The following is a 12,124-nucleotide window of genomic DNA, read 5'->3' on the forward strand; positions in this document are numbered from 1 at the left end:
GCGGGTTTACGCCAAGTAATTACTTTTAATTAATTAACTATATCCAAATACAACAGCAGGTTTGCTTTTTAACTGCTTGATGATTTCGGCTTTTAATCCATCCTTAAATTCTTTGCAGCACTCCCACTCAGGGTCAACGCGAAGTATTGCGCCGTCGCGGGTTTTAATTTCAAAACCTTCCTCCATATTTGGAATCATGGCACCTAAAACAATTCTTAATTCATCGCGTGACATGTTTCACTCCTTTAATAACAAAGTGGACAATATGAATAATTAAAAAACCTGACGATTTCGGCGACTTTGTTTTCAGCCCTTTTAATAATTCGGACTGTGAGCGACTCGGATGCCAGCGCTTGCCGTCCTTACCTGCGATCCAGCCGTGTCCGTAGTTCATGCCAGGGCTTTGCTTAACGAGCAGAGACGCGAATGACGGTTCACCTTTCAGCATACGCACCTCAAATCAGACCAAACGATGCGCCAATACCGCTCATGGTATCGACCACACTCGACATAGCAGGATTAGTCTGCAGACGCGCATGCAGCGCCAGAGCCGACAATGACAACATGCGGATGCCAGAGTTAACGCTTTCAATCATGTTGTGCTTACGGGCAGTGGTCAGACGCTCATCAGATACCGCACCGCTCGCCAGCTCGCCGAGTTCACGCATTGCGCGCATGACGTAAGACTGCAATTTTTCTTTAGCCAGCTCATTAACCGGCACGCATGGTAGGCAATGAATCTGCGCCAGAAAACCATCAACGAGGGTTGAGTCTTCGGTCAGGTCAGTCAACAGCCACAATTCAGGCGGCGTAAACTGGTGAGGCTGTTCCGGGTTGAGTTTGTTGCGTAACGTCTGAACATTCATACCCGCGCGCTCGGCCAGCTTCGACATGTTGTGACGCTGCGCAAAAGCCCGGCACGCTTCGTCATAGTGGGGATGTTTGGAAATCTGAAAATCAAACATGCTGCATCCTTACAATTCACATAAAGTGAATTAAGCGCCGATGACGAGTTGAAAACGGGAATGCCCAAACGCCTTACGCAACTGTTCTTCTTTCCAGCGTGCGTAATAAATACGAATCGGGCCACCTGCTTTCTTGCAGCCTTTACGGATGGTGCGGGGTTCGATTGGTACACAAGGGTTGTCGCCGGTTGTCCAGCGGTAAGCGGTGCGTTCAGAAACACCCTCAAGCTCTGCGAATTGCTGCAGAGTAACGATAGGTGCAGGCACTTTGATGATTGCGATTTCAGAAGCCATGTTGCATGATTCCCATTTTGAAAATGTTTGCAATCAATGGCCTCTGTTTGCCAACTTCTGCCACTGATTGCCCGAATTAGCAACGATACTAATACTCGATTGAATATTAGTAAATACCCAAAGGAGTAAATTTTGATACTTGATACTCAAGTGAATAACGACGAGTTACTGGATAGAATTTGTCAAGTATATGGTTTTACTCAAAAAATCCAGCTAGCCCGGCACTTCAATATTGCAGCCAGCTCCCTACAAAACCGCTACACGCGAGGCACTGTTTCTTATGATTTCGCCGTACAGTGCGCACTAGAAACCGGAGCAAGCCTGCTATGGCTTCTTACGGGGCAAGGCTCTCAATATGATGGCAAACCGTCTCCAACGGATCCGAAAACGATAGACTCATTCACCCTGAGTGATGGAAAACTCGAAGAAAATTCACCATTGAGTATTGACGCTGTTTTTTTTAGCAAGCAACTGTCAAAAGGTATTGCTGTTCGCGCCGATGGAAAGCTGCACTTCATAGAACAAGATGCCTCACTTTCTGATGGCCTTTGGTTGGTTGATATTGAGGGGGCTACCAGCATCAGAGAATTGACGCTCCTACCCGGCAAAAAGTTACACGTTGCGGGCGGCAAAGTACCGTTTGAGTGCGGGATAGATGAAATAAAAACGATTGGCCGTGTAGTGGGTGTATACAGCGAGGTTAATTGATGACTGTCCGTAAAAATCCGGCTGGCGGCTGGATTTGTGAGATCTACCCAAACGGTGCAAAAGGCAAACGTATCAGAAAGAAATTCGCAACTAAAGGCGAGGCTCTGGCGTTTGAACAGTACACCGTTCAAAACCCATGGCAGGAAGAAAGGGAAGACAGGCGCACGTTAAAAGAGCTGGTTGATTCATGGTATAGCGCTCATGGTATTACGCTGAAAGACGGCTTGAAACGCCAGTTAGCCATGCACCATGCTTTTGAGTGTATGGGAGAACCACTCGCACGCGATTTCGATGCGCAGATGTTTTCCCGCTACCGAGAAAAACGGTTAAAGGGTGAGTATGCCCGTTCAAACAGAGTCAAAGAGGTATCACCTCGCACACTTAATCTTGAGTTGGCCTACTTCCGGGCAGTGTTCAATGAGCTAAACCGCCTCGGAGAATGGAAGGGGGAAAACCCACTGAAAAATATGCGCCCATTCCGCACAGAAGAAATGGAAATGGCCTGGCTAACTCACGACCAAATTTCGCAACTCCTCGGAGAGTGTAAACGGCATGACCACCCTGATTTAGAAACCGTGGTAAGAATCTGTCTCGCCACTGGCGCACGGTGGTCTGAGGCCGAGAGCTTGAGAAAAAGCCAGCTCGCGAAATACAAAATCACATACACCAACACGAAAGGCAGGAAAAACCGCACCGTCCCAATCAGCAAAGAGCTCTATGAGTCCCTGCCTGATGATAAAAAAGGCCGGTTGTTTAGTGATTGTTATGGCGCGTTCCGGTCTGCTCTGGAAAGAACAGGCATTGAACTACCGGCAGGACAACTTACCCATGTTTTACGCCACACCTTCGCCAGCCACTTTATGATGAATGGTGGAAATATTCTGGTCTTACAGCGCGTACTCGGCCATACCGATATAAAAATGACGATGCGATATGCGCACTTTGCTCCTGACCATCTTGAGGATGCAGTCAAACTTAATCCATTGTCTATTTCAAAATGCAATGTACAAATTTGATTTATAAGGAATAGTGTATGTCAGAAAATAGACCTTCTATACCAGCTGAAATCAAGAGAGAAGTCAGAAAGCAATGTGGATTTGGTTGTGCAATATGCGGGATGCCATTCTTTCAGTATGACCACATCGAGGAATACGCTGATGTTCAAGAGCATACTGCTGATAATTTAGTGCTTTTATGCCCCAATCATCACTCAGCTAAAACGACCAAAAAGTTATCACATGAGCGAATTCGAGAAGCGAAGCTCAACCCTTTCAATAAGAGCAGAGAACTTACTTCTGGATTCAAAGTTGAACCATCAAAAGAACTCGTCACATTACTTGGCACTAATAGAGTTACCGGCTGGTACCCTGATGGCAAAGGTGAGCATTGTCCTGTATGGGTGAATGGTAAAAATTTTTTTACCATCCATTGTGATGAAGGATGGCTGACAGTATCAATCGACATTACTGACGAAGCAGGACGAGTGCTACTGTCAGTAAGGCGAGGAGAATTGGTAGTATCGACCTCGGCATGGGATTACGAATATGAAGGAAATAATATTAAAATCCGAGCAGGATTGGGTGACATTTTATTGGATTTAAATTTAGCAGATAACAAAGTGGAAGTACTCAGAGGAATGTTCCTAGATGAGCATCAAGATGGCTTTGTCGTACAGAGTGATGGCTCATTGCAAACAAAATGCCATGGGCAAACGATGATGACAGGCAGTTACAACATCTCACACGGCAACGGCTTCGGTGGGTGGGGCATGATAAACTCAGCCTCAGCACCTAACATTACGCCTCCCGGCGGATTTGGATTTATGTTTCGTTGGTGAGAACTAAAGCACCTGTTTTATGGTTAAAGGTCTGGGGGAATGGCGATAAAGTGGCGGTGGAAATGGCGAATAATTGGTAAACGTTGGCAAATTGTGGCAAACTATGTCAATGATAAATAACGCAAACTATTGATTTTCGGTTGTTCCTGTAGGAACTCATAATCGCTTGGTCGCTGGTTCAAGTCCAGCAGGGGCCACCAAATTTTAGCTGTAAAATCAGATAATTAAGCCACTTTAACGAGTGGCTTTTTTATTAACTGCTAATGGTGTCCCCCCCGAAAATTCCCGAGACAAAATAAGAGGAAAAGAGAAGCAGTGGATAAAAAAGCCAGATCAGAACACATGCGTGAATGCTTGCGCCGCGAAGTAATGATGAGTTCTAACGCATTTTCTTGGGTTAGGGTTCTGCATAAAGCAATAAAGTGCCCCGACCGCCGCTTCCACTTCTGGTGGCGCATCGCGTCTTACTGGCATCACTCAGACAGCAAATTCCTGAGGAAAAGAGCGTTAAAGATAAACAGAAAGCTCATTTTCAAATACGGAACAGATATACAGCTGGGGGCAACAATCGGGCCAGGCATGGTGATTTCTCATCATCATGGTATTGTTGTAAATGGTTCTGCAACAATCGGGCATTCTCTGCGGATACGACAGAACACCACAATAGGCATAACCGGCGCGAATGATAATAAAGAGCCGATTTCCATTGTTATTGGCAATAATGTCAGCATTGGCGCGGGGTCGTGCATCATTGCAGATAAGATATGCATAGGAGATAACGTTATCATCGGCGCCATGTCATTTGTGAGCAAAGACATTCCTGATGGTATGACGGTTTATACTGAAAAAACGTTAAAAATAATTCCTGCTACATCACCTACGGCGTGACTGGGCACTTCGACTTTTCGTTACCTACCTCGCCGGGTCAAGGTTTAGAGTCCCGCAAAAGCCGAGTTGTAAAAACCACAAAAAAGCCAACCCCGCATTCCCGCGGCGTTGGCCCTGTTTTTAAAGCAGTGACACTTACAACAGGTTAAAAGACATAACGCATGCCAAGGGTAAATTCATTAGAGACGATGTGCGCTTTCATCTGTTCGTCTTTTAAGCCACGCGCGTTAGTGAAGTTGTTATATCCACTTTCGATCTTGCCCATATCGATATAACGGTAGCCCAGGTCCATGTACAGGCGCTCAACCGGCGTATAGCTCACGCCAGCCCCTAAAGCGTAGGTCAGGTTGTTTTGCGTAGTAGAAGCATATTCACGGCTAAAATTACCCTGCCAGCCGTTGGCTTTGATCTTGCTCACGCCCAGACCTGCCGTACCGTACAGAGAAACGCCATATCCCAGCTCATAATCACGATACACGTTAACCATCAGACGCTCGGTTTCAGTTTTCAGGTGGTCAGAGTTGGTAACAAAAACACTGGAACCATTGATATATTCAGCCTTCTGCTTGAAGGTATATTCACCCTCTGTACGCCAGCCGTTACCAAACTGATAGCCCGCAGCAATCGCCGCGCCGCCGAAGTGCTCTTTCTCTTTACCACCGACAAACTGCCCTACCCCAGGACGCGCGCTGGTATCCATCTCCTTTGCACGCTGTTCAACCTGGAGGTATTTTGCGGAGCCGTAATACCCTTCTTCAGTATTTGCTGCCAGAACAGTAGCCGGAATCATCGCGATCGGCAGGGCGGCTAAAATAGCTTTCATATTCATCTCTACTCCGTTGAAAAAATATTCCGCTCGTCGAACGGTGGTCCGCCGATGTCAGGAAAACAGTCAGTGAGAGGGATAATAAGCAGCCCGGCACAGGCAAACTATTCGGGCGATTACGGGTTTTACCAGGTAATTTTACGTAGGGATTGGTCTTGTTTTGGTAATAATTAATCGTTATTTCAATAGATTAAAACGAGCGTTTTCGGCGAGCTGTGCGAAGACCATCACCCTCCGCACGACTTCACAAACTGCAAAACTAAAGAAATCCCCCATCGCGCCGATCATCATCCGTGTGTATTATTTCCTGTAGCTTTTACAACAACTACCCTTAACTCAAATACTTAAGCGCCAAAGCGAAAGGCATCATGAGCACACCGATCAAACGGCTAGAAATCATTAAAAATGCCATTGAACTGGAAGATGACGACATCATCCAGAGCCAGCTGACACGCCTGAAAAATGAAGCGTTTGACGATGAGCTACAGGCAATCGTCGTGTCGTTTGAACAAAAGAACTACACCGCGGCGATGGCGGCTATAACCGCCTGGCTTCAGGGCCAGCGCGCCGTAACCCAGTGGCGTGACCCACAGGTAGCCGCCAGCAAGCTTGAGCTCAGGGCGCTGGAAGAGCGTCTGCGCGATCTGATTGACCGCCGCAACGCGCGCGTGCAGCAGCTTGATGAGTTTAACGATCTCTATTTCTCCCGCCTCGGGCCGCTGATGCAGCAGATCCTCGCCCTGCGTAAAACGCTGGCGGAGCTGAACCTGCGTCGACAGCAGGCGGAGGCACGTCGTCGCGAGGAGGACTATCGTCGCTGCCAGCGCTATATGGCGCAGGCCGTAGAGGTGCTGGCAACGCTCACTCAGCGCTGGCGCGATCTCCCTGCGGACTCCGTACAGGCCGCGGAGGCGCGCAAGCACCTGGAGCAGCAAAGCAATCTGATCGCCAACCTGCTGGCCGAGGCGCTGGAGCTGGAAAGTGGTTTGACGCGCGAAGAGGAGCCCGCCCGTCAGGCGCGTGACGAGGCCAACGAAGAGTACGAGAAGTACCGCGAGCAACATCACGATGCCGAAGTGCGATTGCGCAAAGGCAAGAATCTCTCGGAAGAGGATCAGAACGAGCTGAAGCGTCTCTGGCGACAGGCGAGCAAGCTCTGCCACCCGGATCTGGTGGCAGACGATCTGAAAGAAGAAGCCAACAGCATGATGGTGCAGCTCAACCAGGCAAAGCAGCGCGGCGATGTGAAAGCCATTCGCTCACTGGTGGCCCGTCTGCAGCAGGGCTTCGAGCCGCTGATGGCGAGCGACAGGCTGAACGATCTGGAGCGTATCCGCAAAAAAATGGCGCAAGTACGCGAGCAAATCGACACTCTGGTGAACGAGCTGGCGGAGCTGGAAAAAGAAGAGTCCTGGCTGCTGGTCTCGTCGCTGAGCAATATGGAAGCGTACTTTGCCCAGCAGGAGAAAGCGCTGAAAGAGGTATGCGCCTCGCTCGAACATCAGGTCAGTGAAGCGCAGCTCGATTCCGCAGCCTGATTATTTAGCGTGCCAGTATGCGCTGGCACGCACCAGCTGCTGGTCAATCGCGTCGGTTTCAAACTGGCGGCTCAGGCTTTTTACCACCTTCCCTTCCCCGGTCAGCCAGATAAAGTAATCCTCCGCTGGAACGGTCAGCGCCGCCAGACGGGCAGCCACCGCCTGCTCGCTGTGGCCCACCACCCAGGTGATGTTGAAATCACTCAGGTGCGCCAGATAGTCCTTATAAGATTCGTCACCTACGGTCACCACCGCATGAACTTCCGGGTGCACCGGCAGTTTTGCAATGCCCTCTAATCGTCGACGCAGCGCGGGCATGCCAGATTCATCGCACACGTACAGCTGCCAGGCGTAATCCTCCGGCACCACCAGCGAACCGCGCGGTCCGCCGATGGTCAGCCTGTCGCCCACCTTCGCCTCGACCGCCCAACTGCTGGCAATGCCGCCGTCATGAACGAAGAAATCGAGCGCAAGCTCATGATTTGCCTCATCGTACAGCGGCGTATAGTCGCGCGCCTGCGGACGCACGCCGTCGCCCCAGTCGATACCTTCATCGGTGACTACCGGCGGGACAAACGTGGCGCCTGGTGCCGGGAAAAAGACTTTGGTGTGGTCGTCGAAACCGCGAGTGCAAAAGCCCTCCAGCGCCTCGCCGCCTAAAACAATGCGCTGGAAGCCTGCGCTGATGCGCTCAACGCGGAGCACCGTCAGCTCGCGAAAACGCAGGTCATTACGCACGCGCTGTGGGTAACGGGTAGATGCCATTTTTAGCCTCTTCTCTGGTGATTACGATATATCTAAATTGATTTTTAAATGATAATGATTACTAATCAGTAAAAATGCAAGATATTTTAGATTACATCTGAATATATCTTAGATATAGTTTAGATATATCAATTAAAGGGCATACTATGCGACACGAACACGAAGGCGGCGGACGCCGACCGCGCTTTTTCGGCCACGGCGATCTGCGGCTGGTGATTCTGGATATCCTGACCCGCAATGCGAGCCACGGATATGAGCTGATCAAAGAGATCGAGAATCTTACCCAGGGGAACTACACGCCGAGCCCCGGCGTGATCTACCCGACCCTGGATTATCTTCAGGATCAGACCTTTATCACCATCACGGAAGAAGAAAACGGTCGTAAGAAGATTGCAATTACCGCTGAAGGACAACGCTGGCTGGACGAAAATCGGGAACAGCTGGAACAGATCCAGGTACGTATTAAAGCGCGCAGCGTCGGCTTTCAGCTGCGCAAAAACCCGCAGATGAAGCGGGCATTGGATAACTTTAAAGCGGTATTAGACCTGAAGGTGAATCAGGGAGAACTCAGCGACGCGCAGCTCAAGCAGATTATCGGCGTAATCGACCGCGCGGCGCTGGAGATCTCCCAGCTGGATTAAACCGGCGCGTGCTCACTCACGCGGAAGACGCGTACCAGCTCTTTCAGGTGCATCGCCTGCTCGTTAAGCGATGCCGCCGCCGCGACGGACTCCTCCACCAGCGCAGAGTTCTGCTGAGTGGTGGCATCAATCAGGCCAATTGCGCTGTTGATCTGCGAGATCCCTTCCGTCTGCTCGTGGCTGGCCTGGCGGATCTCGCGCAGGATCACGTCCATCTCCTCCACGTTGCCGACCATGCCGTTGATCAACGCACTCGCTTTTTCGACCAGATTCATCCCGTCCTGGGTCTGACTGGTGGAACTCTCAATCAGCTCGCGGATTTCACTGGCAGACGACGCGCTCTTCTGGGCAAGCTGGCGCACTTCCCCCGCCACGACCGCAAAGCCGCGGCCGTGTTCGCCCGCACGCGCCGCTTCCACCGCCGCGTTCAGCGCCAGAATGTTGGTCTGGAAGGCAATGGCGTCGATCAGGTCGATAATGTCGGACATCCGGTTCGACGTCTCATTAATCAGGCGCATTTTGCTGGTGACCTGCTTCATCATCTCCCCGTTGTTTTTGACCACCGTGGCGGCATCGGCCGAGAGGTTGGTCGCTTCCCCGGTGTGCGAGGCCGTGTTTTTCACCGTCGCGGTAATTTGCTCCATCGAGGCGGCGGTCTGTTCAACGGAACTTGCCTGCTCTTCCGTGCGCGCGGCGAGATCCTGGTTTCCGGCGACAATCTGCGCGGCCGCGCTGGAGATATTCTCCGAGCCGGTTTGCACCTGCTGCACAATGTCCAGCAGGCGGTTTTTCATCTCCATCAGTGCGTGCAGCAACAGGCCCGTTTCGTCTTTGCCATGCGGCGTGATGCTGCCCGTCAGGTCGCCCTCTGAAATGGCATTGGCAAAATTCACCGCCTCGCCGAGCGGACGAGTGATAGCGCGCACGATAAACCAGCCAATCAGGCTGCCAGCCGCGACGCTAAAGAGGGTGATCAGGATCAGCATCAGCCGGTTAGATTTGAAATCGCCTTCCACCAGCGCCCCGGCACTCTGCATCTCCTGGTTCTGAATCGCAATCAGCTCCTGCACTTTGGCTTTATAGGCCTGCTGCACGGAAAGAGTGTTGGTCATCATCTCCTGGATCGCGCCCGCACGATCGTTATTCTGCACCGCCTGCAAAATACGATAGCGTGAGTCCAGATACTGCTGACGGACGTCGTGGATCTCGGCAAGAACCTGCTGTGATTTTGGATCCTGCAGCGCACTGTTCAGTTCACCCAGGATCACCGTAATATGCTCGCTGATCGCTTTAAGATGCTGCTGCGACTGCGCTGTGTACGTTCCCTGTTCATCCAGCAACATGAGCTGCTGAGTGCTAATAAATTCCTGGAAGTTATCGATTAACTGGTTCGCTTTTACCGTGGTGGGATAATCATGGGTAATGATGGATTGCATCCCGTTGTTCGCCCGGTTCAGACTCAGCAAGGACAAACTGGCGCTGACCACCATCAGGACAATAAAGAACCCAAACGCCAGAAATAATTTCGTGCCGATCTTTACGTCATGTAAGAACATATTTTCTCCATCGATGTGATTATTTCTCAGACGATCGCTGTTATCGGTAACGAATCCGCTAACTTTATGACTTTGATCGTTTTTTTATTTCATAACCATCACAATGGATAGGCAGGGGCTATTGATATGGCTCCATTGATCGTTACCAGACCACCAGATCAGGGTTTTGCAAAATTGCATCGCGGGAAATTGACTTAGGCAGGAACAAATAACCGAGGAAATTTTTTTAGTTATTTAATATAAAATTAACAACAAAATACATTAATAATTACAATCACAAAAGAATAAAGCCGTTTATTCCCTGCGAAATAAACGGCTTTCTGGAACATTACTGACTCAGTGGAGAACCGTCACCGCATCCTTAAGCCGTCCGGCGCGGTGTTTCACCATGGCAGAAATGTGGGCGCTCTCCTCGACCAGATCGGCATTTTTTTGCGTAATGCTGTCGAGTTCCGCCACCGCGCGGGTTAACTCTGACAGTCCGGTGGCCTGTTCTGACGTCGAGTGGCTGATGTGCGCGATGAGCTGCGTCACATTTTTCACCTGCTCGACAATATCATCCATCGTGCGGCCTGCGGCATGCACCTGCTCGGAGCCGGACTGCACCTTGCTGGCGCTGGCATCAATCAGCTTGCGGATATCGTTCGCCGCATTCGCGCTGCGGCTGGCAAGGTGGCGAACTTCACCTGCGACCACGGCAAAACCTTTCCCCTGCTCGCCGGCCCTTGCGGCCTCCACCGCCGCATTCAGCGCCAGGATATTGGTCTGGAAAGCGATGTCGTTAATCAGAGAGGTAATCGAACCAATGCGCTGCGTGCTGTCGGCGATATCATCCATCGTTTTCACCACGGTCTGCATCGCGTTGCCGCCTTTCGTCGCCGCGCTGCTCGCGGCCACGGAGAGTTTGTCCACTTCGGCGGCAGTTTCAGAGTTGCTCTGAACGGAAGCGGCCATCTGGTTCATCGTTGCGACGGTCTGCTGCACGTTCGCCACGGTCTGCCGCGTACGATCGTTCAACGCTTCATTTCCCTGCGCCAGCCTGTCGCTGCCGTCACGGACGCTCATCACCTGACTTGAGACGTCATTGATGAGCCAGCGGCACATTAGCCCCAGCTGCCCTACCGCACGCAGCGTCAGCCCCAGCTCGTCGCTGCGGTTCAGATGCTGCACGCTGTTGCGCTCGCCGGTCGCTACCTTCAACGCCTGGCGGGCGACGTTTTCGATCGGGCGGACAATTTGCTGCTCAAACAGCAGCGTTCCCAGCAGCATCACCACTGCGGCGGCTGCGAGCGGCAACCAGCCTGCGGAGGTGGACACCAGGGTAGCGGCAAGCACGGCAAAAAGCGCCGCCATCACATTGCGTACGCGCCAGCGCAGCGGCATGGCCGGAAGCTTACCCAGCCACCCTTTTCGCACCACCAGTCCTTTGTGGATACGCTTTTTACAGCTCCCGTTATTCAGCGCCCGGTAGAGCGGCTCTACGGCGGCAATCTCTTCCTCTTTGGCCCGGGTGCGGATCGACATATACCCCGTCACCTGCCCGTTCCGCACCATCGGCACCGCATTCGCACGCACCCAGTAATGATCGCCATTTTTACGTCGGTTTTTGACAATCCCGCTCCACGGCTCACCCTGCTGCAGGGTGTACCACATATCGGCAAACGCCGCTTTCGGCATATCTGGATGGCGCACCAGATTGTGCGGCTGCCCCATCAGCTCATCAAGCTGATAGCCGCTCACCTGCACAAAGGTGTCGTTTGCATGGGTCATATAGCTGTGGATGTCTGTGGTCGACATTAAGGTGGTGTCATCGTCCAGAGGATAGTTATTCTGGGTGACATAGGAAGGAGAAGACATGACGGGCATTCCTTGCAGGTTATTCGAATGTTAATTTTGTGGTTTATTGTTTTTTCGGCGGTAAACAATTTATCTTTAGTTGTTAAACTTGATGGAGATCGCAGATTTCACTTAAACCGCACTTTTTGTGAGATTTTATAATCTAGTGATTTCAAATACTTTCGATAAGAAATTACCTACAAAGCATGACCTGTTAATGCCCACTTAAGTAGCAGGCTATGCACTCCGGTAGTGCAATTGAGTCGTATC

Annotated in this window: 14 protein-coding genes; 6 read left to right on the top strand and 8 right to left on the bottom strand. The window is 51.1% G+C overall.

Features of this window, described 5'->3' with window-relative positions; genetic code table 11:
• Window positions 1-33 precede the first annotated feature (33 nt).
• From D5066_RS15235 to D5066_RS15250, 4 genes are read right to left on the bottom strand one after another with little or no spacing between them, the layout of a single operon-like run.
• Window positions 34-234, bottom strand: a complete 201-nt coding sequence (locus D5066_RS15235) for a hypothetical protein (RefSeq protein ID WP_001550179.1) — start codon at window positions 232-234, stop codon at window positions 34-36.
• Entirely contained in the window at window positions 221-448 is a 228-nt protein-coding gene (locus D5066_RS15240) for a phage filamentation protein Fil family protein (RefSeq protein WP_088545315.1), read from the bottom strand. Before D5066_RS15240 ends, D5066_RS15235 begins: the two co-directional genes overlap by 14 nt.
• Before the next feature lie 7 nt (window positions 449-455).
• The gene (locus D5066_RS15245; protein ID WP_119916431.1) at window positions 456-965 is read right to left on the bottom strand and encodes a phage regulatory CII family protein; all 510 of its coding nucleotides are present in this window, start codon (window positions 963-965) and stop codon (window positions 456-458) included.
• A 30-nt stretch (window positions 966-995) separates the two neighbouring features.
• A complete protein-coding gene (locus D5066_RS15250; protein WP_032669142.1) occupies window positions 996-1,259 on the bottom strand; it encodes a hypothetical protein in 264 nt (87 codons plus the stop codon).
• 132 nt (window positions 1,260-1,391) lie between these two features.
• Here D5066_RS15250 and D5066_RS15255 point away from each other — a divergent pair, with 132 nt between their 5' ends.
• The 4 genes from D5066_RS15255 to D5066_RS15270 all read left to right on the top strand — a co-directional run bounded on the left by D5066_RS15255 (window position 1,392) and on the right by D5066_RS15270 (window position 4,692).
• Window positions 1,392-1,967, top strand: coding sequence for a phage repressor protein CI (locus D5066_RS15255; protein ID WP_119916432.1), 576 nt, complete (start codon window positions 1,392-1,394; stop codon window positions 1,965-1,967).
• The gene (locus tag D5066_RS15260) at window positions 1,967-2,983 is read left to right on the top strand and encodes a phage integrase (RefSeq protein ID WP_119916433.1); all 1,017 of its coding nucleotides are present in this window, start codon (window positions 1,967-1,969) and stop codon (window positions 2,981-2,983) included. The genes D5066_RS15255 and D5066_RS15260 overlap by 1 nt, the downstream gene beginning before the upstream one ends.
• A 17-nt stretch (window positions 2,984-3,000) precedes the next feature.
• Complete coding sequence (locus D5066_RS15265) at window positions 3,001-3,804, top strand: HNH endonuclease (RefSeq protein ID WP_119916434.1); 804 nt, start codon at window positions 3,001-3,003, stop codon at window positions 3,802-3,804.
• Between the two features lie 315 nt (window positions 3,805-4,119).
• On the top strand, window positions 4,120-4,692 hold the full coding sequence (locus D5066_RS15270; RefSeq protein WP_244288147.1) for a serine acetyltransferase: 573 nt from the start codon (window positions 4,120-4,122) through the stop codon (window positions 4,690-4,692).
• A gap of 145 nt (window positions 4,693-4,837) precedes the next feature.
• On the opposite strand, the gene D5066_RS15275 is transcribed toward D5066_RS15270, so the two are convergent.
• Window positions 4,838-5,521, bottom strand: a complete 684-nt coding sequence (locus D5066_RS15275; RefSeq protein ID WP_119916435.1) for an outer membrane protein — start codon at window positions 5,519-5,521, stop codon at window positions 4,838-4,840.
• Window positions 5,522-5,886: 365 nt separating this feature from the next.
• Between D5066_RS15275 and D5066_RS15280 the strand changes: the two genes are divergently transcribed.
• On the top strand, window positions 5,887-7,056 hold the full coding sequence (locus tag D5066_RS15280) for a coiled-coil domain-containing protein (protein WP_119916436.1): 1,170 nt from the start codon (window positions 5,887-5,889) through the stop codon (window positions 7,054-7,056).
• Here the strand turns inward: D5066_RS15280 and D5066_RS15285 are convergent, their stop codons facing one another.
• Window positions 7,057-7,821, bottom strand: coding sequence for a siderophore-interacting protein (locus D5066_RS15285; protein WP_080328253.1), 765 nt, complete (start codon window positions 7,819-7,821; stop codon window positions 7,057-7,059).
• Between the two features lie 146 nt (window positions 7,822-7,967).
• On the opposite strand from D5066_RS15285, the gene D5066_RS15290 reads away from it, so the two are divergent.
• The gene (locus D5066_RS15290) at window positions 7,968-8,462 is read left to right on the top strand and encodes a PadR family transcriptional regulator (RefSeq protein ID WP_111964918.1); all 495 of its coding nucleotides are present in this window, start codon (window positions 7,968-7,970) and stop codon (window positions 8,460-8,462) included.
• On the opposite strand, the gene D5066_RS15295 is transcribed toward D5066_RS15290, so the two are convergent.
• Together D5066_RS15295 and D5066_RS15300 are read right to left on the bottom strand one after the other, a co-directional pair.
• Entirely contained in the window at window positions 8,459-10,018 is a 1,560-nt protein-coding gene (locus D5066_RS15295; protein WP_119916437.1) for a methyl-accepting chemotaxis protein, read from the bottom strand. The genes D5066_RS15290 and D5066_RS15295 overlap by 4 nt on opposite strands.
• Window positions 10,019-10,354: 336 nt before the next feature.
• Window positions 10,355-11,875 (bottom strand): methyl-accepting chemotaxis protein, encoded by a 1,521-nt coding sequence (locus D5066_RS15300; RefSeq protein ID WP_119916438.1) that lies wholly within the window; start codon window positions 11,873-11,875, stop codon window positions 10,355-10,357.
• Between the last annotated feature and the right edge of the window lie 249 nt (window positions 11,876-12,124).

This window comes from Enterobacter chuandaensis, assembly GCF_003594915.1.
Taxonomy (GTDB): domain Bacteria; phylum Pseudomonadota; class Gammaproteobacteria; order Enterobacterales; family Enterobacteriaceae; genus Enterobacter; species Enterobacter chuandaensis.